The sequence below is a fragment of the Roseivirga pacifica genome (assembly GCF_900111145.1).
GTDB classification, from domain to species: domain Bacteria; phylum Bacteroidota; class Bacteroidia; order Cytophagales; family Cyclobacteriaceae; genus Roseivirga; species Roseivirga pacifica.
This window is the reverse complement of the sequence record NZ_FOIR01000002.1, coordinates 1,060,484-1,083,736: the sequence shown is the minus strand read 5'-3', so window position 1 is coordinate 1,083,736 and position 23,253 is coordinate 1,060,484. Positions and strand designations below refer to the sequence as shown.

Here is a 23,253-nt window from a genome sequence, read left to right as displayed (position 1 = left end):
CAATTTTTAAGCACACTATCTTGAATATCCGTTTCGATTTGTCGTTAATTCGATGATCAGAGAATGAATTCCCCTATGTTCAGAAAGATTAAAGCCGTATGTTTTCTTACGTTGTTCGCATTTGTGTCTGCTAAGGCGCAAGAGGTTCAGCATCAGAAAATTGAAAATATTAATTCCGCTTATAATGAGTTTAACCCGGTGCTTAGCCCCGATGGTAATAGACTCTACTTTACTCGTGCGGGGCACGCTGCCAATATTGGTGGGGTAATTGACAGGGGTGATATTTGGTATAGCAATGTGACGGACTCTGGTTACACCAAGCCTGTGCATGCTGGTAAGGTCATCAACCACCAAGGTTTGAATGGCGTGGTGGGCTTTTCTGCCGATGGAACGCGTATGTACTTGCTCAATTATTTAGATGACAGCGGAAATGGCGTTGGTACTTTAAGAAATGGCGTGGCCATGAGTACACTCGTAAATGGCGAGTGGTCTGAACCAGAAAGATTGCGCATCCGCTATTTACAGAATGATTCTCCGCACATGAGTGCCACTATTTCACGCGATGAGAAAGTACTAATAATGGCCATAAAGTCTTATTTAACGGAAGGTAATGAAGACTTGTACGTTTCTTTCGCGCAAGCCGATGGCGAATGGAGTCAACCGCAAAACTTAGGAAATGTGATCAATACTTATGCGGAAGAATGGACGCCTTTTTTAGACCACAATAACAAGAAACTCTACTTTGCCTCGAACGGCCATGGCGGTAAAGGTAGCCGCGACATTTTTGTTGCAGAAAGAATGGATGGCTCATGGACCAACTGGTCTGAACCGCAAAACTTGGGTGATGCCATCAATACTGCAGGAGTGGAGCTAGGCTTTTCCATTCCTTTTGAGGGAAATAATGCATACTTGTCGAGTACGCAAGACTCTGAAGGGCTTGGAGATATTGTGAGTTATGAGATGGATTCGCCAATTGAACCTGTGGTAGAACAGCCTGCCGCCATTGAGGTGGCGGATGAACCAGAGGTTGAGGCTACGCAAGAAACCATGGTGGTAATGACGTTTCAGGTGTTGGATAAACGCACAGAAAAACCAGTGAGTGCAGATGTGCTTTTCGAGTACAACGGGCAAGAGTTAAGAGTGAATACTGGGCAGTTAGAGCAGAATGGTGGCAAGTTTATGAAAGCTTTTGAAGAGCAAACAAAAGTAGATGTAACCATTGAGGCTGGCGGTTATTTAAAGTATACCGAGCAATTTGAAGCTTTTGCTACCACGCAAGCCATGAGCAATGAGTTTGAAAGTGGTGTGGAAACCTTCTTTTTGACCCCAGAAGATGTGGGTACTAAAATGACAATTGAAAATGTGCTCTTTAACAGAGGGAGCGATATTTTTAGTGATTTAGAAGTTGCCCATAGCCAAATAGATGTGGTGGTTAAAATGATGAAGGACAACCCAGGAATGGCTATTAGGCTGGAAGGTCATACAGACAATCGTGGAGATGCAAGACTACTGAAAAAGCTTTCGGAAGACCGTGTAAAAGCCGTGCGCCATTACATGATTGCCGAGGGAATTGATGGTGAAAGAATTGAGTTTGTAGGTTATGGTGGCGAACAGCCAGTAAGCGATAACGATAATCCTACTAGCCGCGAAATGAACAGGAGAGTAGAGTTTGTAATTATTAAGTAGTAGGCGAGAGCATTGGCAAAAGCTGAAACATCCGCATGCATTTTAAACTTCGCTAGGATTCAAAATAGGCTTCAATCATTTCTTGGGGTATTCTGGCAGGGCGTTGTGTCGCTTTGTTTACCATGCACCAATTAGTGCTGGCTTGTGCTACTAACTCTCCGTTTTCAGCTTTATATATCCTAACCAATCGGTGCGATTTTACACCAGTGAACGCTTTTACGTGTGTTTTTACAATGAGCGCTTCGCCCAAAAATGCTGGTTTTTTGTATTCAATAAAGTGATCCACAGCAAACCATGCATAAGTTGCTAGCCATTCCGGTTTTGCAGCATGCTCCCAATGTGCTTTGGCCACATCTTGTACCCACTGAAGGTACTGCACATTGTTTACATGATTCATTTCATCTAAATGCTGCTGCTCAACAGTAATGTTTAGCTCAAAAACTTTCGCCTCTCCCATGCTTAGTTGTCCTCTAGTGGTTGTCCAAATCGGATAAGATTTCCGTCCAAGTCTAGTATTGCGAACTCCCGCATACCATGTGGCTGATTTTTAAGCGGACCATTTGGGTGAACAACTCCGGCAGCTTTCATTTCTTCGTATAACTCGTCTACTTCATCAACATCAATGTAGCAAGAGGTGTTTTTAGGGAATATCTCATCGTTGGCATGCCAAAAATGGATAATAATATCATCCCGGCCGATGATGCCATAACCCTCATCGCAAAAGCCAATCTTAAAATTGAGTTTGTCTTTGTACCAATTGGCTAAACGCGGAACATTTAGGGCTGCAAGAACAGGTATGGCTTTTCTTAATGGCATTTACTTATCGTTTAAATTAAAAAGGAGCGACTTTCATCGCTCCTCAAGTTACATTGTAATGTTTTTAATTCCGTGTGCGGACTTGTTAAAAACCAGCTGCTTTATCATCTCCTCTAGGATCGGCCCCACCTTCAAGTTTACCATCAGGCAATACTAAAATGGCATCTACGCGGCCAATAGCTCCACGATCGAAGAATTCATGTCCTTTGGCTTTCAGCGCGTCAAGTGTTGCCTGATCAAACCCGTCTCTTTCGTACATAATACCATCTGGTAGCCACTGGTGGTGGAAGCGAGGTGCTTCAACCGCCTCTTGCATGCCCATATCCCATTCCACTACATTCAATATCGTTTGAAAAACAGAAGTAATAATGGTTGATCCGCCCGGAGTACCCACCACCATATAAAGCTTGTCGCCTTTGGTTACAATAGTGGGCGTCATAGAGCTTAGCATGCGTTTACCTGGCTGTATGGCATTAGCTTCGCCACCTACAAGGCCGTACATATTCGGAGTGCCCGGCTTAATGCTAAAGTCGTCCATTTCGTTGTTGAGCAAGAACCCTGCACCACCAACAAAGACTTTCGAGCCCATGCCGCCATTCAAAGTAGTGGTAACTGAAACTGCATTTCCGTCCCCATCAATCACCGATAGGTGAGTGGTTTCATCGCTTTCATAGCCCGCAGGCGAACCAGCACTAATATCGCTGCTTAGGGTCGCCTTCTCGCCAGAGAAGTCTTTCATTCTCTCTGTCATGTAAGCCTTTTCCGTAAGGCCATCTCTAGGCACATCCCAAAAGTCAGTATCGCCCAAATGTTCAGCTCTGTCGGCATAAACACGTCTTTCTGCTTCAGCAATTAAGTGAATACTTTCAGTAGAATGGAAACCCATTTCCTTAAGGTCAAAGGGCTCAACCGCATTGAAAAGTTGTGCTATGGCCACACCACCGCTAGATGGTGGAGGCATTGAAATAAAGCCATAATCTCTGTATTGTCCAGTAATGGGCTTTCTCCAAACGGCTTCGTAACCGGCTAAGTCTTCCAATGAAATAAGGCCGTTGCCACGTTCCATCTCTTCCACTATCAACTTGGCAGTTTCACCTTTATAGAAGCCATCTCGTCCGTTGTCTCTAATTCGGGTAAGGGTAGCGGCTTGGTCAGGGTTACTCACCATATCACCAGCTTTCCATTCTTCACCCTCATTTTTCAAAAAGTACTCAGGCATTACGGTGTTATAGGTCCTAAATGCTTCGGCATTTCCATTGAGTTTGCCAGCTTCTTTTTCTGTCAGTTCCCAGCCGTTTGCTGCTAGGTCTATCGCAGGTTGAACCAAGGCTTTCCAATCGAGCTTACCGTATTTTTTGTGAGCAGCTGCTAAACCGGCAACTGTTCCTGGTACACCGGCCGCCAAGTGGCCTCTGGTGCTTAAGCGGTCAATTACATCGCCATTTTCGTCTAAGTACATATCTCTACCACCTGCTAACGGAGCTTTTTCGCGATAATCTAGCGTAGCAATTTCGCCATTCGCCATTCGGCTGACCATAAAACCACCACCACCAATGTTGCCCGCACCTGGGTAAACCACTGCTAGCGCAAATTGAGTGGCAATAGCTGCATCGACAGCGTTGCCACCTTGTTCCATAATGTTTTTGCCTATTTCAGAGGCGAGGGGGTGAGCCGAAACTACCATTGCCTTTTCTGTAACAAGGCCTCTCTTCTTTGGTGTTTCTTGCTCTGGAGTAGTGCAGGAAGCAAGGCCAATAAGCCCTGCTAGCACAAATAATTTTAGTTTATTCATAGTATTCGGTTATTGTTTACCAATTGTGTTTTCAAACAGCTTAAGAATACGCTTGTATTCGTCTGTCCAGCCACTTGGCGTAGTAAATCCGTGGTTTTCAACCGGGTAAACGGCCATTTCCCAATTGTCTTTTCCAAGCTCAATTAGTTTTTGTGCCAAGCGCACTACATCCTGAAAGTGCACATTGGTGTCTACCATGCCGTGCGCAATTAAAAGGTCGCCCTCAAGGCCATCGGCAAAGTAGATAGGGGAGCTTCTTTTGTATGCAATTGGGTCTTCAATTGGTGTATTCAGAATGTTTGAAGTGTAACCGTGGTTGTAATGCGCCCAATCGGTAACCGATCTTAAGGCAGCACCAGCGCTAATTACATCTGGGTGCTTAAACATAGCGAACAAAGTGATAAAGCCGCCATATGAACCACCGTACATACCTATTCTATCTGGGTCAATACCGTGTTCTTTTACCAAGTATTTGGCGCCATCAATATTGTCAGAAAGGTCTTTTCCACCCATGTAGCGATAAATGCCAGTTCTCCAATCGCGACCATAGCCAGCGCTAGCGCGGTAGTCAATATCTAGCACGGTATAGCCTTTTGCTCTCAATAGGTTGTTGAACATAAACTCGCGGAAGTAGCTGCTCCAACCGTAGTGTACGTTTTGTAAATAACCAGCACCGTGCACAAAAATTACTGCTGCACCATTCGGGTTCTCAGGCTTGTAAATTCTTGCATGTACATCTTCACCATCTTCTGCTTTAAAAGTAGTTACCTCTGGTTTATACCAATCGTATTTTTGGAAGCCTTCTCTCAAGCTCTCCGTTAATTGTTTCATTTCGGCACCGGCTTTATTGTCTTGTACAAAAAGCTCGTAAGGCTGGTCTATGTAAGAGTGGCGAACGGCCAGTAGTTTTTCGTCAGGAGAAAGCTCAAATTCATTCCAACCATCTTTCTGAGAGATTTGAGTTGGTTTTCCACCTTTAAGTGGCATGCTGTAGAAGTGGCGAATGCCGGGGTGCTTCATGTTTGCAGTGAAGTACCAGGTCTTTCCATCTTTTGATAGGAACGGATCGTAAACTTCATAATCGCCTTCGGTAAGTTGTTTTTTTACCCCCTTGCTGATGTCGTAGGTGTAAAGATGCGAGTAGCCACTAGTCTCTGATTGGAAGTAAATGGTTTTGTTATCTGGAAGAAAGCCGAAAGTTCCTGAAGAGTATTCGCTACCAATACCTGGGCCGGCAATCCAAGCCTCATCTCTTTGACGATCGATCTCAATAAGCTGACCTGAGTCAGGTAGCAAACGCATGATCCAACGGTCTTTGTTGTCGATAGAAGCGAAGTGAACTACGGCATACTTGCCGTCTGCCGACCAAATCATGTCATTGGTAGAAACTTGTCTTTCTGTTGCCTCAAATTCTTTTTCCGGGTAGTCCGTTACGTAATCTGGTAGGTCTTTAATGCCAGGTAGTTGGGCAACGTCAATAGTGTAAGCGCTGTCGCCTTCTACACTGTAAATGCCCATTTCTATGTGGCCTTGCTCACCACCAACCTTGGCACGGGTGTTAAGGTCGGTTGTGTATCCCGATTGTGTTACAAAATCAGGTACAACAGTTCTTTTAGCAGGGTTCTCTGGCGCTATATAAACCATATAGCTTACAAACTTTCCGTCAGGAGAAAGCGATAGCCTGCGCACATTTTCTAGCTCAATTGGGTTTCTACCCTCGCTCATTCTGTCCATAAAGCGAGAAAAACCTCCTGTTCTGCGTGGTCTGTTGCGTTGGTCTTTTATGTAGCTTGAGGTTAGGGCTTGGTCTTTTCTCAACCAGTTGTCTTGTTCCTTGTTTCCTTCACTGCCGCCTCTGTTGCCGCGTCTTTCTTCTTCCTCTTCGCTTGTTACCTGAAAGTTGGTGAGTTGGCTAATTAGGCCGGTTTCTAGGTTGATGGTAAAAAGGTTGTTATCGCTAATAAATGATACAATGTTGTCGGTGTGAAAGTCTACGCTAGATTCACGGGCATTGGTAGCTGTAATTTGTGTTTCTTCGTCAGACTTTAGGTTTTTGATGAAAATATCACCGTTTCGTTCAAAGGCGATCTTTGTTCTGTCAGAATTGAAAGTGTAGTTGCTTGGCCAGCCTTCGCTGCTATCTTCTACTTGTTCTGGGGTACCACCACTAGCAGGCACCATGTAGGTTTCTGAAAACGGCCCTACATTTGGGTTCCACTGGAAAAAAATATGCTTACTGTCTTTTGACCATGAAATTCTAGAAGGAGAGGTGCCGATAAACTCGTCTGGCTCTTGCATAATCTCCTGAACGGTAAGTTCTGTTAATGGCCTTTGTTGTGCTTGTAGTCCAAAGACTAAAAAGGCTAAAAATGAAAGTGTGAGAAGTTGCTTCATATTCTGAATTAATTTGCCCAAACATAAACATTATCAGTAGTAAATGGATAGCCATTCATGGAGTTCATTAAGCTGTTGCTGTCCAAATTTGGGATTCAAAGAATCAGCATGGGATTTCGCTTTACTGTTCTAATTCAGTTTTTTATGCTGATTAGTGTCTTCAAACCTCGTTTTTAATAGTGTTTGTTTTTGGCACGGTTTCAGTAAATTGCGTGGTCGAATACTGAAGAAATGAAGAAACGCGTACTTGTTGTAGAAGATGATCTTGGGTTTCGAAAACTCCTTCACTTTGTGTTATCTCAGGCTTATGAAGTAACCGTTGTGGAGAATGGTCAAGAAGCGGTAGAGACACTGCAAGTTTTACCTGTCGATTTAATTGTGACTGACATTGACATGCCAGAAATGAATGGGGTTGAATTGATTTCCTTTCTAAAAGGGCATGCGGTTTATCAGCAAATTCCTGTAATGGTGCTGAGCAGCTTTAAGCCAGAATTGCTTTCTGCGCAAATAAGCATGACGGATATTGTGGGGTATTTTGAAAAACCCCTTGAACTGAAAAAGCTCAAGGAGTCTATTGATAGTATTTTTAGGGAGTCGGTGATGGCTTAATCTTCCATCTCTTTTAAATACCTGTAAATACTAGATTTCCCGATATCCAGCTTGTCGGCCACTTTAAGTACGTTGTTGTCGTACTTTTCTAGGTAGTGTCTTATTATTTTAAAAGTGTATTGCCTTAGTGTCATTTCTTCCCATAGGAATTGCCCTTCCTTTTGCATGGTATTCAAAGTAATGTCACTCGGTTCAATCACGTTTTCATCGCACATTACTGCCGATAGCTCAATTACAGACTTAAGCTCGCGCACATTACCAGGGAAGGTGTAGTTGAGTAACTTCTTTTGGGCTTCAGCACTAATTCTGATTCTACCCATGTTGTTATCTGAAGAGAATTCTTGCAGAAAATGCTGTGCAATAAGCAGTATGTCCTTGTCTCTGTCTCTTAAAGGTGGTAGCTCAATTGGCACACCAAGAAGCCTGTAGTAAAGGTCTTCTCTAAAGTTACCTTTCTTTACTTCTTCGGGAAGGTTTCTATGTGTGGCTACCAAAATTCTACAGTCGAATTTCACCACTTCATTTCCACCAATTCTTGTTACCTCTCTTTCTTGCAAGGCCCTCAATAGTTTGGCTTGCAGGTTAATGTCCATTTCGCCAATCTCATCTAAAAAGAGTGTGCCTGTGTGTGCTTCTTCAAACTTTCCTTTTCGCCTGGCTAAAGCACCCGTAAACGCACCTTTTTCGTGGCCGAATAGTTCACTTTCAATCAGTGTTTCTGGAATAGCAGCAATGTTAACAGCCACAAATGGCTTTTTCTTTCTTTCGGAGTTGTAGTGAATGGCCTTGGCTATTACTTCTTTACCCGTACCCGTTTCTCCGGTAATAGAAACCGTAATGTTTGTATTTATGGCTTTGCTCATCAGCTTAAAAACGCGCTGCATGGCAGAGCTTTCACCAATTATGCTTTTGGCAAAGTCGTACTTTTGGCCAATTTCTTCACGCAACTGATTGATTTCACGGATGAGTGAGGTACTCTTTTTTGCGTTATTAATAGAATTGAGCAAGCGGTTTTTGGTGTCTGCATCTTTAGTAATGTAGTCGTAGGCACCGTGTTTTAATAACTCTACAGCTGTATTAATGCTGTCTTGAGACGAAACAATAATAACGTTGATGTTTTTGTTGTATGTTTTTATCGCTTTCAGAACCTCTTCGCCCGACATATCGGGTAGGCTATAGTCAAGCGTGATTACGGTGGGGTTTTCATTAAGGTGATCCAAGCATTCGCTGCCGGTAGAAAATGTTTGTATTACATGGTCGGGGTTCAGCTCAACAATGTAGCGCAACATTTTTTGGTAAACGGGGTCATCTTCTACCACAAAAATCTTCACTTGCTGCGATTCGTAGGTCATTCTGTACTTTGGTTTGAGTATTAGTGAATATAAGTAATAAAGAAATTATTAAAAAAGCATAATGATCTCTGTATGTACTTCAGTTTGTTATTTCTGATATTTGACTTATGCAAGAGCTGAATTTCTTTACGAAGGAACAATTACATGGGTTTGTTAAGGTCAGAAAAGGTGAAACCAAGTTAGGCGAAAAAATTAACCTATATGAGCCAAGCAATGTTCGAAAACTGGAAGAACAAAAGAAAAAAGGTGCGCGATTCGCAATTTTGGGTATTCCAGAAAGCATTGGGGCGCTCGGTAATTTTGGTCGTAGTGGGGCCGAAACCGCTTTTAATGCCTTTCTCAATGGCTTTTTGAATATTCAGAGTAATCGTTTTTTAAGTGGGAAAGAATTCGTGCTTTTTGGAGAAATAAAAACTGAAAAGCTTCAAGAAAAAGCCAGTCAGCTAAAAGATGGATCTGATTTTTACCATCAAAAGTTGCATGTGCTGTGCGATGAGCTGGATGAATTGGTGAGCCCTGTTATTCAGCAAATTATAGCTTTGGGTTTAACTCCCATTGTTATTGGTGGCGGGCAAAACAATACTTTCCCGATTTTGAAAGGCGTAAGTGCTGCCCATAAATTAAAAAAGGGGCTTAACTGCATTAATATGGACGCTCAGGCAGACTTTCGATCGTTGGAGGGGCGGCATAGCGGCAATGGATTTTCTTATGCTAAGCAGCAGGGATATTTAAATAAGTACGCGGTTTTTGGTTTGCATGAAAACTATAACCCAGAGTATATGCTCAAAACGATGGGGGCTGATGAAACCATTCATTATCAGTTTTTGGAGCAGATCACTTATTTGGACAAGCGACTTATAGAATCGATTGGTTTTGTGTACCACGATGTAATTCCGAGTGGGGTAGAGCTCGACCTAAAGGCTGTAAGAATGATGCCTGCGAGCATTACATCACCTAGCGGGTTTTCGCTTGAGCAGGCGCGCCACTATGTGCGCAAATGTGCCGAAGGCTTAAATGTGGCTTACCTGCATCTTTCGGAAGCAGCTCCTCAAAATCCATTCGAAGGGGAGGTAGTTGGCAAAGGCTTAGCTTATTTGGTTACCGATTTTGTAAAGGCAAGTTTAGAGAAGGGCATTTAGCGACAAGCTTAAACCACCTTAATACCGTATTTCGTTAGAAGGCCAGGTAGGCCGGGCAAACTAAAAACGGCTTTGGTTATGGTGTTAACCTCTGGGTTTATGCCATAATTGGTGGCCGAAGATAAGTCGGCTTTGGTTAGGTTAGTGCGCTCGAAAACTGCGCCATACAAGTCACAATTATTGAAACGGGCTGCTGAGAGGTCCGAATTGCTAAAGTCTACTTCCTTCATGCTGCAGTTATCGAAAAGTGTTTTTTTTAGCACTAGTTGATAGAAAGAGGAAAGGTCTAATTGACAGCCTTCAAAGCGCATTTCGAGTAAAAAGGGATTACATCTTTCAAATTGAACACCAAGGAGTTTACAGTTTTTGAATGCCACGGTTTTCAAACCTGCCTCATGAATATTGGCGCCACTCAGGTCGCAACCCTCAAAAGTACATTCCATAAAGTTGTAAGCAGAAAAGTTGGCTTTGGCGAAATTGCAATTCTTAAAAGTGCAGTATTCGTAGTCGCCAAGGTTAATGTCTGTGGCGGTTATTCCTTCAAAAAGCTGGTCTTCAAAAATGGGCATGCAAGGTAGGTTTAGTGCGGCTAAGGTAAGGAGTTGAGCTTTTTGTCGAAAGACATTTAAAAGCTTTTCGGAAGAATAAATTTTTACTATTTCCATTCGATTCAAGAGAATATTTCTCTTAAGTAAAAGCATGCCCAAGTACCTATGTTATTGAGGCTCTTGTACCTATAGAAAGTGTTATTTATGCAATCGATATACTATATAGGTTTTATAAATAACGTATCGTTAAAGAGTATATAAGGCATTTTTGACCTGAAGTTTTTATCACTTATTTCGCAGCATCATTAGTAAAAAGAACTATCACTAATTCTAAAACACGAATAAAACATGACTTACGTAGGTAAAAAATTCCCAAATCTTGCAGTAGACGCCATGAACGAAATGGGCGACACTTTCAAACTAAACGTTTTGGAAGAAGCTGTAAAAAACAACAAGAAAGTTTTGCTTTTCTGGTACCCAAAAGATTTCACTTTTGTGTGCCCTACTGAGTTGCATGCTTTCCAAGCTGCACTTCCTGAATTCGACAAGAGAAACACCGTAGTTGTAGGTGCATCTTGCGATACTGCTGAGGTACACTTTGCTTGGTTGAACACTGCAAAGGACAACGGTGGAATTGAAGGCGTAACTTACAGCCTATTGGCCGATAGCAACAGAAACCTAGCTAGAACGCTTGATATTCTTGACATTACAGATGTAAGATTCGATGAGGAAATTGGTCTTGATATGTTGGAAGGTGACAACGTAACTTACAGAGCTACTTACCTAATTGACGAGGAAGGTACTGTATTCCACGAAGGAATTAACCACATGCCTGTAGGTAGAAACGTAAACGAATACCTGAGATTGATCGATGCTTACACGCACGTTCAAACACACGGTGAGGTTTGCCCTGCAAACTGGGAAGAAGGAAAAGAAGCGATGAATGCAGATAGAAAAGGCGTTGCTTCATACTTGAGCAATAACTAAAAAATAGCACAGAAATGGTTACAGAACTATCACAAGATAATTTGCAAGAAGTAGTAGCTGAGAACAAAACGGTATTCGTACAGTTTTCGGCAAGTTGGTGCGGCAACTGCCGAATTATGAAGCCTAAGTTCAAGAAGCTTTCGAACGAAATTACAGATGCCACATTTGTAATTGTAGATGCTGAGAAGTTTCCGGAGTCGAGAAAACTTGCACAGGTAAACAACTTACCAACTTTTGCTGCTTTCAAAGGTGGTGAGTTCGTTAACCAAGTTCAAACAAACAAATTCGAATCTTTAAAAGAACTAGTCGATGAGGTTGCCGCTAATTAAGCATGTTACTGATTTTATCGAAAAGAACGATCAGGACTTTGTGCTAGAGGCCATTGAAACCCTTGAGGACTTGACTGAATGCGAAAACCTAAAGGATGAAGAACTCGATGTGATCGGAGAGCTTATTTCTAACCTTTACGGAGCCATTGAAGTACAAGGACTTATAAAAGAGGGCAAGCCTAAGAAAGAAGCGCTGAATGAATTTATGAAGCGTGTAATGGGCTCTATCGATAAGTAATTCAGGTTTGAATGAAAATATAAACCCTGATTCCGCTAGGAGTCAGGGTTTTTTGTTGCTGTTTTTCCTAATCAAGGCCTCACTTCAAGTGAGACCTTGATTAATACCTAGCAGAGGATACCAAGGCTGGAGATTTCTGAACTAATAGAAAGGTCCAGTTGCGCTGAAAACTTTGACAAACTTGGTGTTTCTGTTATGATCAGTTTCTGTTTAACCCACAGCAGTTAGTGACTGAAAGTTTGTCAAAGCTGAACTTATTCACTTGGTGATTTAAAAACCTTCTTTCCTGGTAAATAATCCAACCTTATCCAGCCATCGCCTTTCAGTTCTTCAAGCTTAGGGTAATCATCTGTGTAGAAAGCTACTTGGCTGACATTTTCAATGTAATCAGGGTGATTAGGAGCGGGGGCATTGGGTACGGCTTTTACAAAATCCTTTTCGAAATCAAATAGCTTGTATTCCGATTTATTAATGGCAACATCATTGACATATACTTTCCAGTTATCATTGCCTAATGCTTGTAATGGAAATTGAGATGGTGTTGTCATTCCCATGTGTGTAGAGTAAATATGAGCTTTGGCTGCTGGTGTTTGAAAGTAGGAGAATTCTTCTTCAGAGAGTTGGTTTATCTTACTTTCAATCCAATTGCCTTCAATACTTTTAAACATCACTACTAAATTGGTCGGTATAACCATTTCGTGTTGGCCGTTTTGGGGCTTTGCTGATTCTTCTATTTCGGTCAAATATTCTTGAGGGAGATCTTTTACATTCTTACGCCCTTGGATATTTGCCTCTTGCTTGCGGTCTTTTTTGTCTTCTGTTTCTAAGTATTTCGGAATAAATTCATCAGCATAGCTTTCTGGTATGGTGAGCCAAAAGCCGTTTTCTATTTTGTCCAACTCTGAGTAGTCAGTAGTAATAAGGTTCACAAAGTGTTGTTGTCCTTCTGATATGTCTTGAGTATGGTGTATTTGAGAAGGGGCAATAGCTAAATTTGACTTGTCTTTGACAAGTGTATTGTTAACCCAAAGTGTGTAGTTTTCGTTGGAAAGTAGCTTCTCTAGTTCTTTAGAGGTTACCGGCTTGGCTTTAGTTGGAGGAATAAAGAACTGTACTTTCGCCACTTCTACATCACCATCATTTTCAATAACTCTACCTGTTTTGTCTAGCTTTCTGATTTTTGAATTGTCATGAAAGATGTATGCAGGAAACCTGTTCGTTGGTTCCTGAGGCTCTGGGTTTTCTTTTTTATTCGGCTCATTATCCTTTATTACAAGGTAGTTTACCCAAGTACCATTAGCCAATCCTGAGTTTTTCCAATGATCCTGAGTGATGAATACAATCCTAGTTTTAGAAATGTTATTCAAAGGTATCTTCCGATAATGATGGAAATCATTCGGGCTATAATCTTTTAGACTTTTAGGAGCTACTTGTTTATCGTTTAACCACACTTGATATTTATCATTGTTCGCAAACTCATTCAGCATTTCTTCTGATATATATGCTGGTGGAGGTGGGGGTAAAAAGAATTGCTGGTTTTTAAAATCTCCGGCTTTAAACTTAGTTTGATCCGCTTCTGATAGTTCTGAGAATTTTTTCTCTACGGTTTTTTCATTCTCGTTCGTAAACCGAACAATGGTGTGTGGGTGTATGGAGCTATTTATTTTCTCTAAGTCCTTTTCCTTGATAACTTCAAAGTCTGATCTCCATTTTAGAGGAAAGGGATAGAGTTTTCCTTGGGGTTCATCCGATGCCCACCAGTAGTCTTTGGTTTTGAATACAATCAAGAAGTCTATGTCAGGGTATTCGTCCTTCTGTCTAACATCAACGCGGTAGTAATGATGGAATTTATTAAGATCATATGTCTTTAGTTGACTGTTTTCAATCAAAGAATTGTTCACCCAGACTTTGTAGCGCAAATTGCCGCTGAGTTCATCTATGAAGCCCTGTTTTACTTGCATTTGCTCAGCCGGAGGGATGACGATATAACTTTCTGAAGTGGAATCACTCATTAACATACGATCCTCAAGAGTTAAATCATTGTAGCCTTTTGAAATCCAATTATTATTCTTGTCTCTTATTTTTACCCAAGTTTTTGATCCTAGTGTTATTAAGAGTGGTGCTGGTGGTGCTTGTTCTATTTGAACATTACTTTTTATTAGATCTAATGAGAAGTTGAACTTGGTTGTTCCATCAACCAACTCCCGATAGTTGGTCCATTTAAGTACTCCGGTTTCTTTATCTATGATTAAAATGCTTCCATCCGCTTCTGGACTCGCAAAACGTTCTAACTCGTTTTTTGAGAGGTTACCATATTCGGCTTCTCTAACGGTTCCCTCATTGGTTATGTACTTTAGTTTTGTACTTGGACTCATGCTTACCTTTGGGATTAGCTTTTCTCCAAGCCGTATTGAGTCGCCTTCAATATTAAATAATTGTCGATGTTTAAGTGGTTCAGCGAATTGCGCTACTACTCGTTCCCTGCCTAGAAAGAAAGCAGTTGCTGCAATGGCTATAAACGCCAAAGTTACTTTTGCTCTGGTAATGTGTTTGTTTGTTGATTTAACCATGATCTTTAATCGTTTTTTTGTTTCGCCATAGGTTAGCCTACTGGCTAAAAGTGGTTCGTTGTTCGCATTTATTTTAGCGTAATGCAATAAGGTCTGCTGGTATTGTGGTATAGAATTGTGTTTGGTATACACCCCATTATCGGCCAGAAATTCATGATTCAGCTTTATGGATTGCTTAATGAGGTAAAGTACCGGATTGAACCAAAGGAAAACGTTGAGCAACTCCATTAGTATAATGTCAACACTGTGTTTTTGTGCCGCATGAATTGCCTCGTGAGCCAATATTTCCTTGGGCAGTTTACCTGCTTTGAATTCTGTTTTATTGGTAAATATGGTGTTCAGGAATGTGAATGAACTGGAAATATCTTCCCTCAAGCACAGTGTATGTTTACCCTCTTGAATTACTTCGCCACTGTTACGAAATTGCCTTAGCCTAACCAGGTTTCGAATGAGCCTTACAAGTAAACATGCGCTTATCAGAATGAATAGGGTGGCTAAGGATTCTTGCCAGGTAATAAGGGGAGGGGCTGCGGTTGGTGTGGTAGTAACTGCTTTCGTTGAGTTGTTTGGTAGGTCAAAACTACTGGCAATTGGCCTACTGCTTTCAATTGGTGCTTGATATACAGCAGGTACTTCTACATAACTTGTTTTTACAGTTAGCTGAGGAAGTATCAGAGACAAAGGAAGAATTAGTAATAGATAGAACCTGTTGAAATGAAAGATGCGCTCTTGCCTTAAAAACAGATAGTAAAATCCGTACAGAATGGCACTGGCAAGTATGAGTTTGAATAGATACGCTATCATTTTTTGCGTGCTTTAATTTGTTCATCTACAATCTTTCTTAGCTCTTCTAATTGCTCATCAGTCAAGTTGTCTTTTGAAGTAAAGAAGGAGGCAAACTGTGCCACCGAGTCATTAAAGAAGTTCTTAATGGCACCACTCATTTGTGATGAAAAGTAGTCATCTTTTGCAATTAGCGGATGGTATTCGCGCACGCTACCGTATTTGGTAAAGCCAACCGCTTTTTTGTCTTGAAGTCGCTTTAGCAACGTGGCAATCGTGGTGTTTGCTGGCTTGGGCTCAGGGTAGGCTTCTACAATATCCTTCATAAAGGCCTTTTTGAGTTTCCATAAAACGAGCATTAACTGCTCTTCTGATTTTGGTAAGTTCATTCTATAAATGTAAATGTGTTTCTACAAATGTAGAATAACTTAAATAAAATCAAAACGAAATGTTTAGTTTTTACAAATCAGGGAATGATTATGAAACGAATCAAGACCTGACTCAAGGACTCACTTCAGGTGAGACCTCGTTTAATGCTAATGCCTAGCTGAAGATACCAAGGCTGGAGATTTCTGAACTAATAGACCAGCCGGCTTGCGCTGAAAACTTTGATAGACTTGGTGTTCCGGGTATAGTACCCCTAGGAGTTAATGACTGAAAGTCTGTCAAAGCTCGAGCTTATTTGGTGAAGGTGGAATTTACCTTAACCGAGAAAGACTTCCTTTTCTTTCGGACCGCAGCAGAAGAGTCAGCCTAGCGCACTAGGTTTATTGGCTGCTTATATTCGTAAAGCTTAGGACTATTTGTCGGACCAAACGGCCAATTCGTTACCAGCAGGATCAGTAAAATGGAATCTTCTTCCTCCCGGGAAGGAGAATATTGCTTTGGCGATTTTGCCTCCATGCGCTACTACGGTCTTCTGAATCTCTTCCAAATTTTCATGATAGAGCACAACCAAGGCGCCATTTACTACTGGTGCAGCCGATTTGTAGAAACCTCCATCTAATCCACTTTCATTAAAAGCCGTGTATTCTGGGCCATAATCGGTGAATTTCCATCCAAAGGCGTGGCTATAGAATTGTTTAACAGCTTCCAAATCGCTGGCAGCAAGTTCTATGTAATTGATGTGGTTGTTCTGCATGTTACTCTCCATCAGGTTCCTGAGCTATCTGTTCGCGCATTTCGCCCACCCATTTTTTTAGCATTTCGAATTGCTCGGTAGTCAGGTTGGCTTCTGGGTGCATAAGCACATAGTTGGGTAGCGGCATATTGCCCACCTCAACTTCTTCTACCATTTCTTCAAGCTTATGGTCTCTTCTACGTTTGCTATAGGTACCCCATTCAGAAAAGTTTAGCTCATCGCGGCCATGCTCAATGTGCTCTGCAATGGTCCAGCTTACAGGGGCTATTTTAGCATACCATGGGTATTTCGGTTGGTTTGAATGACAATCATAGCAAGCATCTTTTAATAAACCAGCCATTTCTGGGTTCACATTCAGTTGTTCTATAATGTCGTTTTCAGTTACAGGCTCAGCAATTTTTTCAGGTCTATCAACAAATTGAATGGCTACAAAGGCAATTAGCACAATAAGGAGTAAGAAATAGAATAAGCGTTTCATGGTAATAATTATTGCTTGAATTTATCGAAATAATGATTCTACGCCCTAAAGCCGATTAAGTTTTTATATGAATCACTATATTAATTGAGACAATTTTTTTCAACCTCAATTCTCTTGAATGTATACTAAAAAGAAGTACTCTAAGTGGACCATGTTGCGATGGACCAGAAACGAAACGCGTTTCTTCATCATTTTCACGGCAATTGTAACCGTTTTGTATGAAGTAGTCGGGTTGCAATGGCTGCAGTTGCCATGGACTCCAATTGCTTTAATTGGTACTGCGGTGGCCTTTCTTATTGGTTTTCAGAATAATGCCGCATATGGTAGAATTTGGGAGGCGAGGATTATCTGGGGTGGAATAGTGAACAACTCTAGAACTTGGGCAATGATGGCCCGAGATATGGTGACCAATGAGCATGCTAAAGTACCCAGAACCGAAGAAGCTTTGCAGGCTGAGCGCACTAAGTTGGTATATAAGAATATTGCCTGGTTGACCGCCTTGCGCTATGCCATGCGACAAAACAAACCATGGGAAACCGTAGCTAATAGAGGGACAAATAAAGAGTGGTTTGATGCTTTTAAACTTCCTGAACTGAATGTACCGATTGAGGAAGAACTCAGTAAGGTGTTGCCTGAGGAAGATGTGGCTTATATAATGTCCAAAAAGAATAAACAAAACGCTGTGCTCACCCTAATGTCTAAGCAGCTTAGGGAATTGAAAGAAGCGGGGTACATTTGGGAGTTTTCGTTTTTGGAGATGGAAAATGTACTGAAGGAATTCTTCTCCCTTCAAGGAAAATCAGAGCGTATTAAAAACTTTCCGTACCCACGCCAATATGCCACACTTAGCTACGATTTTGTGAACATGTTCATACTGCTTCTGCCTTTCGGGATAGTGCCCGAGTTTCACAAGATTGGGATAAACTTATCTGAGAATTTTCCATTGATAGGGGAATACTTTGTGTGGCTGTCAATTCCATTTGGTGTAATTGTTAGTTGGATTTTTAACACCATGCAGCGCATTGGTACAGTGGGTGAAAATCCGTTTGAGGGTTCGCCAAACGATGTACCCATTACCACTATGGCCAGGGGGATTGAAATCGATATTAGGGAAATGATTGATGAATTGGAAGAAACTATTCCTGAGCCTTACCCTGTAATTCGTGATGTTCAGATGTAAGAAAAATAGATTGAACGACCGTTTAATTTATTTAATAATTCGATAACGTATGAAAGTACTTTTGCTTAAGTAGAGGTGATAGTTTTGAGTGATTAACTCAACAAAACTACCTCAACATGAAAAGAAGGAATTGGTTAAAGCAAACAGGGTTGGCCATAGGTGCTGGCGCTGTAGCTCCAATGGCTGTGGCTACTACAGCACACAAAAAAGTAGCGTTAAAAGTGGCGCATATTACCGATGTACACATTACACCAGAAGCGGTATCAAGGTTTCAAGCCTGCTTGGAAGAAATAGTGAAGAAGCATAAAGTGGACTTCTTTTTAAACGGAGGAGACTCGATAATGGCTGCCGATTATAGTGACATAACACGAGATAGGGTTACCGAACTTTGGGCTGCATGGGATGAAGGTATTGCCGGTGTAAAGAAAAAGTTTGAGGTGCATAGCTGCTTGGGTAATCATGACATGTGGTGGGCTGCCCCAAACAAGTCGGATAAGATGTACGGTAAGAATTACGTGGTGGAGCGATTGGGGATTTCTAACCGCTATTACAGCTTCGATAAGGCAGGTTGGCACTTTGTGATTCTTGATGGAAACAATGATGGAACGACCCTTGATGCAGCCCAAATGGAATGGTTAAAAACCGATTTGGATGCACTCGCTCCAAATACGCCTGTGGTTATGATGTCGCACTATCCGGCTACGGGTGTTGGGCCGCATTTGGTAGGTGGCGCACATGGCGACTTTAAGGAGTTGAAAGACTTGTTTTGGAAGCATAATGATAAAGTGAAAGCCTTTTTGAGCGGTCATAATCACCTTGATGATTATGCGGTTTACAATGGTGTGCAGTATTGTTGCAATGGTGCCATGAGTGGCTTCTGGTGGGGAGAAGGAGATAAAGAGTCGGCCGGGAAAGGCTACTATTTAGAGACACCTCCTGGTTATGCTATTCTTACTTTGTATGCCGATGGTACTTTTGAAAATGAATACATTCCGCACACTTATTAATGCTGAAGGGTCTAAGGTATCGTTCGAATTGATGCTTTGAGAAAAAACAAAGGCTCGGTGACCAGCCGAGCTTTTTTTGTGCAATACCGTTGAAGGCTAGTTTCGCTTGCCTTGCCCTTGGATTACCGTGGCGCCATACCCTCTGCTTGGTGTTGCTGTAGGCGCGTCAGGAGCTACATATTCTATTGTTCCGAATCCCATTTCAGTAGAAGTACTGCTGGTTAACTTCTTAATGTCTATTTCTTTTTTAGCATCTTCTAGTGACTTGTTGCCTTTGGCATATGCCGTAATAGTGCTTTTTGGAACCATCAATTGTAAGCTTCTTGGTAGTTTGGTTTTGCGGTAGCTTGTGCCTAAGTCAATGTTTACCACTACCACCTCGTTTGGCTTAACGCTGCGCAAGGTTCTGCCATATTCTAGAATGCTTTCTTTTACCATGGTTTCAAAGGCAGGAAAGTCTTCTTCAAGTTGCTTGTAGTAGTCGTCTACTTTTGCTTCAGCATCATCGTCTTTAGCATCAGCTCTGGTAATTGCTAGGTCGGCTCTTTCTACAAAAATCACAGAAGATCTGCCGTTTGTGCTACTCATTTTCATGTCGAACATCAGTCCAAAGCCTTCAAAGTAGCTGTAGCTGGTGCGGCTTCTGCGCTTTAGTTTACCATCGAGCGAGCTTTGAAATAGGTCGTCTAGAATGCCTGCCATAATTTTTGCGTCAGGCGTAGTTTCTTCATCAAGGTCTACTATTTTCTGACTGATTTTCCCTTCGGCAGCCGACTGGTTGATGTCTCCATCAACAAAGGCTTCTAGGTCGCTGTAGCTAATGGAAGTGCTCATGCGCTTTTTGCCGGCATTTCGGTTTAAAACCCTAGCGTAAACTACCCCTTGGCCGCTGCTTTTAACCTTTTCCAAGTTTTGCATTTCGGTGTAATCCACATTGAGCATAATACGTTCGTTTGGCTTTAGCTCAGAGAGTAGGCTGCCATAATTTAGCAAGAACTCTGTGGCGGTTTTGTTCAGTTTGTCTTTACGCTTTTTATTGAGTTGTTCTACATCAACATCACCCTCTTCTTTTTCGCCATTTACTATTACAGCCGTGGCATCGTTACTAGGGAAAAGTACTCCACCAAACTGGTTGTAAGCGCTAATGTTAAAGATTACGCCTCTTCCCGGAATATAGATGCCGTTTACACCATCTCTTCGGTAAATGAAGGATTCACCTTCAGCGAACAATTCATTCAATACATTTTTCAGAATAACGATATCGCGTTCCATTTTAGGGAGTTCCGAAAGATCTTGTGTTTGCCTTCCGAATGCATCTAGCGCGTATCCTTCAACAGTTACTGCTTGCTGAGCAGATAGGGTAGCAGTAAAGCCAATAATTGTGGCGACTACCCAAATGCTGATGCGTTTTGTTGTTTTAATTTTCATGATTCAGATATTAAAGTTTGCTTTTTTCTATTGTAATCTTGTTTCTAAGTGTGTTTAAGTCTGTTGTTTCAGCCTTTAAGCTGGCCACATCCTTTTGTTGTATGGTTATGCTCAGTTTGTAAGTTCTCAGTTTAGACTTTTCTGTTTCTTCAGGTGTTTCATCTTTTCGTACCGGGTCTCTCACTTCAAAGTCGAAGGTGTAGGCTTCGGTACTCGATATTTGGGGTAGATAACTGTTAAAGTCCCTCAAAAACGCTAGCAAGCACGTAATCAGTCGTTCCTGTTGTAGGCTCACCATTTCCTCATCAAAAAAGGTGTCCATAATTTCAGCGTGCTGTTTAGAGTGCCAAACAATGCCGTTGTCGAACATGATGCGCGCGTTTCTCGCGTCTATATTTACCTTAAGACCTTCGCCCGCTTGGTAATGTGTTGCTGTTTTTACTACCCGATTTAGCAGCTGGTCGTCAGTATACTTTTTAAAGTAGTTTTCGAGTGTAATCCGTGTAATCTCGCTGTCCCGCTTCATGGGGCTGTAGGTGTCTTTGCCAATTTGACCAGCGGCAAGGTTCACCAGCGCCATAAGTAGGGCGAGCAAAAGATATTTTGAGTTTTTGACCATGATATTATCTGTTGTTAAGGCTTACAATTACGGCATCGAGCTGCGTGGCAAGGTTTACCAGTTCGTCTTCCAATTCAACTTGTCGGTTGTATGTGGCATCCTCCAAATTGGTTAATGCTGCTTGTATGCTGTTCAAATCTTCGATGCGCTGGCTTTGATAATTGTTTGAAAAGCTCACGATTAATTGACGCATTATTTCGCGATAGTCGTCAGAAAGCTGGTCGCTCACGGCTATCATATCGTTCATAAGTTTTTGCTTTTCACTGGCTACTACTTCTTTTATAAGGTCTTCATTGGTCATAGAAGCCTGAAGCACCTGCAGATTGCTGTTTAGCGAGTCGCTCATATTAGTCATGTAGCTGCGCATATAGTCCATCATAATGCCGCGGTCTTCTTCAATTATGCCGGCAACTTGAGCCTCGGTAAGGCCTTTTTGAATGGTAGTATAACCAAAGGCCAAACCTTCATCATCGTAGTGGAGGCCAAAGCCAGTAAGCCAGCCGAAAGTCATAAGCAACAATAGGGTTGCGGCCACTGCTACATACTTGCGCCAGTAGCTCCATTCGCTGTGCAAGTGCTCCGACTGTACCACAATTGGCGATGGAATTTCTTCATCGTCCAATTCATTAAAAATCATTCTGGTTTCACTCAGCTCTTGAAGCTTCGCCCGTTCTTCAGGGTGAGCTTCCAAATAGTCTGATATGCGCTGAAACTCATCGGCATCCAATTCGCCATACAAATAGGCCAAAAGTTGCTCATTAGTTGGTTTATAGCTCATAATGAATGTTTTCTCGTGTTATATTCCATTCGTCAAGGCGCTTTTTTAGGCTGCCCAAAGCGTAATAAAGTCTAGACTTTACTGTGTTGTCAGAAATGGCCATCACTTCTGCAATTTCTCTAATCTTTAGCCCTTCGTATTCTTTCATAATTACCACCATGCGCTGTTCTTCGGGCAGGGTAGCAAGGGCTTTTTTTAATAAATCTTTCAGTTCCTGATTGCCCAAAGTTTTTTCCGGATTAGCAAAACTGCTTTCAGACTCGGTGTCGGCAATTTTACTTTGGTCTTCTTTACCCTGAACTTTCATAAATGGAAAGACCCATTTCTTCTGTTGCCGTCTTACTTCCTCGTGGCAATAATTAGTAGCAATGCGATATAGCCAGGGTTTAAAACTGCCATCGTCCTTAAGTTTACCCAGGTTCTTATTCATGGAAATGAATGTTTTCTGAGTTACTTCCATGGCCTGATCGTGGTCGCCAAAGTATTTAAGCGCAAAGTTGTAAATGCGTTTTTGCCATAGCTTTATCAGCTGGTTTATGGCAACAATATCGCCCGATCGTGCTGCAGCTACGAGAAAGTCAGATTGTGGCATCAGGTTGATTTCCTTCATGTTTTAGGACATTCAATACAAGGATGATCGGGCTTTGAAAAAAGTTTGATGAAGTTATAAATTCTTTTTCCAAAAAGTGATTTACCTCTTTAGTAGGAGTTTTGGCATGTGAGCAATGGAAATTGTGCCGAAGATGCTTAATTTGAACAGCAAATTTTTTCAATTATGAATAACCGAACCAAAATACTTTCGCTTGTAGCCTTCATGTTTTTAGTCATTACTTCAAAGGCACAAACAAGCTTTACTATTGCCGAAACAGGTAATAAGATTTCCGTTAGCGGAACCTCTAACTTGCACGATTTCACCCTTGTTTCTGAAGAGATTAAGGGGAGTGCCGAACTGTTTGTAGAGAATGGCACCATTACAAATATTAAGAAGGTAGTGGTTACGCTCAAAACAGAGAGCCTAGAGAGTTCTAAATCTGGCTTGACAAAAAATGCTATGAAAACACTTCAGCCCGATGCCAACCCGATCATTTCATACATTGCTTTTGATATGCCAGCGGCAGGTAAAATTTCGGGAATTTTGAATGTGGCGGGGTACGATAGCGATCAGACTTTTGATTTTACCAGTGAAATGAAAGGTGGAAAGCTGTATGTGACAGCAAAGGGAAATATCAAATTCACTGATTTTCAGTTAGATCCACCGTCTGCTTTGGCAGGTACTATAAAAGCCAAAGACGATTTGCAATTAGAAATCAATTTGGTGCTTGAAGAAGAGAAATAGTCAAGCTGTAAAATATTAATTACCAGTATAATACCATTGAAAC

Annotated in this window: 23 protein-coding genes; 9 read left to right on the top strand and 14 right to left on the bottom strand. The window is 41.7% G+C overall.

The genetic code is table 11. The annotated features are described in order from the left end of the window. Window positions 1-75: 75 nt before the first annotated feature. Complete coding sequence (locus BMW98_RS13420; protein WP_162844723.1) at window positions 76-1,686, top strand: OmpA family protein; 1,611 nt, start codon at window positions 76-78, stop codon at window positions 1,684-1,686. A 52-nt stretch (window positions 1,687-1,738) separates the two neighbouring features. Here BMW98_RS13420 and BMW98_RS13415 read toward each other — a convergent pair whose 3' ends face one another. From BMW98_RS13415 to BMW98_RS13400, 4 genes are all read right to left on the bottom strand, one after another. Next, window positions 1,739-2,143, bottom strand: a complete 405-nt coding sequence (locus BMW98_RS13415) for an acyl-CoA thioesterase (RefSeq protein WP_090259089.1) — start codon at window positions 2,141-2,143, stop codon at window positions 1,739-1,741. Window positions 2,144-2,145: 2 nt separating this feature from the next. After that, window positions 2,146-2,502, bottom strand: coding sequence for a bleomycin resistance protein (locus BMW98_RS13410; protein WP_090259088.1), 357 nt, complete (start codon window positions 2,500-2,502; stop codon window positions 2,146-2,148). 85 nt (window positions 2,503-2,587) lie between these two features. After that, a complete protein-coding gene (ggt, locus tag BMW98_RS13405; protein WP_090259087.1) occupies window positions 2,588-4,294 on the bottom strand; it encodes a gamma-glutamyltransferase in 1,707 nt (568 codons plus the stop codon). 9 nt (window positions 4,295-4,303) lie between these two features. Continuing rightward, window positions 4,304-6,688 carry a S9 family peptidase gene (locus tag BMW98_RS13400; protein ID WP_090259086.1) on the bottom strand — a complete coding sequence of 795 codons (2,385 nt, stop codon included), beginning with the start codon at window positions 6,686-6,688 and terminating at the stop codon, window positions 4,304-4,306. Window positions 6,689-6,919: 231 nt separating this feature from the next. Between BMW98_RS13400 and BMW98_RS13395 the strand changes: the two genes are divergently transcribed. Further along, window positions 6,920-7,297, top strand: a complete 378-nt coding sequence (locus BMW98_RS13395; protein ID WP_090259085.1) for a response regulator — start codon at window positions 6,920-6,922, stop codon at window positions 7,295-7,297. On the opposite strand, the gene BMW98_RS13390 is transcribed toward BMW98_RS13395, so the two are convergent. After that, window positions 7,294-8,649 carry a sigma-54-dependent transcriptional regulator gene (locus BMW98_RS13390; RefSeq protein ID WP_090259084.1) on the bottom strand — a complete coding sequence of 452 codons (1,356 nt, stop codon included), beginning with the start codon at window positions 8,647-8,649 and terminating at the stop codon, window positions 7,294-7,296. The genes BMW98_RS13395 and BMW98_RS13390 overlap by 4 nt on opposite strands. 107 nt (window positions 8,650-8,756) lie before the next feature. Here BMW98_RS13390 and BMW98_RS13385 point away from each other — a divergent pair, with 107 nt between their 5' ends. Next, on the top strand, window positions 8,757-9,788 hold the full coding sequence (locus BMW98_RS13385) for a formimidoylglutamase (protein ID WP_090259083.1): 1,032 nt from the start codon (window positions 8,757-8,759) through the stop codon (window positions 9,786-9,788). An 8-nt stretch (window positions 9,789-9,796) separates the two neighbouring features. Here BMW98_RS13385 and BMW98_RS13380 read toward each other — a convergent pair whose 3' ends face one another. Then, the gene (locus BMW98_RS13380) at window positions 9,797-10,357 is read right to left on the bottom strand and encodes a pentapeptide repeat-containing protein (protein ID WP_090259467.1); all 561 of its coding nucleotides are present in this window, start codon (window positions 10,355-10,357) and stop codon (window positions 9,797-9,799) included. 327 nt (window positions 10,358-10,684) lie between these two features. Between BMW98_RS13380 and BMW98_RS13375 the strand changes: the two genes are divergently transcribed. Genes BMW98_RS13375 through BMW98_RS13365 form a run of 3 tightly spaced genes read left to right on the top strand, consistent with a single transcriptional unit; the run spans window position 10,685 to window position 11,890 of the window. After that, a complete protein-coding gene (locus BMW98_RS13375; protein WP_090259082.1) occupies window positions 10,685-11,323 on the top strand; it encodes a peroxiredoxin in 639 nt (212 codons plus the stop codon). A 14-nt stretch (window positions 11,324-11,337) separates the two neighbouring features. After that, window positions 11,338-11,652 (top strand): thioredoxin family protein, encoded by a 315-nt coding sequence (locus BMW98_RS13370; RefSeq protein ID WP_090259081.1) that lies wholly within the window; start codon window positions 11,338-11,340, stop codon window positions 11,650-11,652. Next, window positions 11,633-11,890, top strand: a complete 258-nt coding sequence (locus BMW98_RS13365; RefSeq protein ID WP_090259080.1) for a DUF6952 family protein — start codon at window positions 11,633-11,635, stop codon at window positions 11,888-11,890. Before BMW98_RS13370 ends, BMW98_RS13365 begins: the two co-directional genes overlap by 20 nt. Before the next feature lie 254 nt (window positions 11,891-12,144). Here BMW98_RS13365 and BMW98_RS13360 read toward each other — a convergent pair whose 3' ends face one another. The 4 genes from BMW98_RS13360 to BMW98_RS13345 form a co-directional block, all read right to left on the bottom strand. Then, window positions 12,145-15,264 carry a M56 family metallopeptidase gene (locus tag BMW98_RS13360; RefSeq protein WP_090259079.1) on the bottom strand — a complete coding sequence of 1,040 codons (3,120 nt, stop codon included), beginning with the start codon at window positions 15,262-15,264 and terminating at the stop codon, window positions 12,145-12,147. After that, entirely contained in the window at window positions 15,261-15,632 is a 372-nt protein-coding gene (locus tag BMW98_RS13355) for a BlaI/MecI/CopY family transcriptional regulator (RefSeq protein WP_090259078.1), read from the bottom strand. Before BMW98_RS13355 ends, BMW98_RS13360 begins: the two co-directional genes overlap by 4 nt. Window positions 15,633-16,042: 410 nt before the next feature. Beyond that, window positions 16,043-16,396, bottom strand: a complete 354-nt coding sequence (locus BMW98_RS13350; protein WP_222843646.1) for a VOC family protein — start codon at window positions 16,394-16,396, stop codon at window positions 16,043-16,045. Further along, the gene (locus BMW98_RS13345; RefSeq protein ID WP_090259076.1) at window positions 16,386-16,862 is read right to left on the bottom strand and encodes a heme-binding domain-containing protein; all 477 of its coding nucleotides are present in this window, start codon (window positions 16,860-16,862) and stop codon (window positions 16,386-16,388) included. The genes BMW98_RS13350 and BMW98_RS13345 overlap by 11 nt, the downstream gene beginning before the upstream one ends. A gap of 118 nt (window positions 16,863-16,980) precedes the next feature. Here BMW98_RS13345 and BMW98_RS13340 point away from each other — a divergent pair, with 118 nt between their 5' ends. After that, entirely contained in the window at window positions 16,981-18,042 is a 1,062-nt protein-coding gene (locus tag BMW98_RS13340) for a bestrophin family protein (protein ID WP_090259075.1), read from the top strand. Between the two features lie 116 nt (window positions 18,043-18,158). Beyond that, a complete protein-coding gene (locus BMW98_RS13335) occupies window positions 18,159-19,049 on the top strand; it encodes a metallophosphoesterase family protein (protein ID WP_090259074.1) in 891 nt (296 codons plus the stop codon). Window positions 19,050-19,145: 96 nt separating this feature from the next. Here BMW98_RS13335 and BMW98_RS13330 read toward each other — a convergent pair whose 3' ends face one another. The 4 genes from BMW98_RS13330 to BMW98_RS13315 are packed head-to-tail and all read right to left on the bottom strand — an operon-like array spanning window position 19,146 to window position 22,484. Beyond that, on the bottom strand, window positions 19,146-20,477 hold the full coding sequence (locus BMW98_RS13330; RefSeq protein ID WP_090259073.1) for a hypothetical protein: 1,332 nt from the start codon (window positions 20,475-20,477) through the stop codon (window positions 19,146-19,148). Between the two features lie 10 nt (window positions 20,478-20,487). Further along, window positions 20,488-21,096, bottom strand: a complete 609-nt coding sequence (locus BMW98_RS13325) for a hypothetical protein (protein ID WP_139177558.1) — start codon at window positions 21,094-21,096, stop codon at window positions 20,488-20,490. Between the two features lie 4 nt (window positions 21,097-21,100). Further along, complete coding sequence (locus BMW98_RS13320) at window positions 21,101-21,874, bottom strand: anti-sigma factor family protein (RefSeq protein ID WP_090259071.1); 774 nt, start codon at window positions 21,872-21,874, stop codon at window positions 21,101-21,103. Next, the gene (locus BMW98_RS13315) at window positions 21,864-22,484 is read right to left on the bottom strand and encodes an RNA polymerase sigma factor (protein ID WP_245733591.1); all 621 of its coding nucleotides are present in this window, start codon (window positions 22,482-22,484) and stop codon (window positions 21,864-21,866) included. Before BMW98_RS13315 ends, BMW98_RS13320 begins: the two co-directional genes overlap by 11 nt. A 165-nt stretch (window positions 22,485-22,649) precedes the next feature. On the opposite strand from BMW98_RS13315, the gene BMW98_RS13310 reads away from it, so the two are divergent. After that, window positions 22,650-23,210 (top strand): YceI family protein, encoded by a 561-nt coding sequence (locus tag BMW98_RS13310; RefSeq protein WP_090259070.1) that lies wholly within the window; start codon window positions 22,650-22,652, stop codon window positions 23,208-23,210. The last annotated feature ends 43 nt before the right edge of the window (window positions 23,211-23,253 follow it).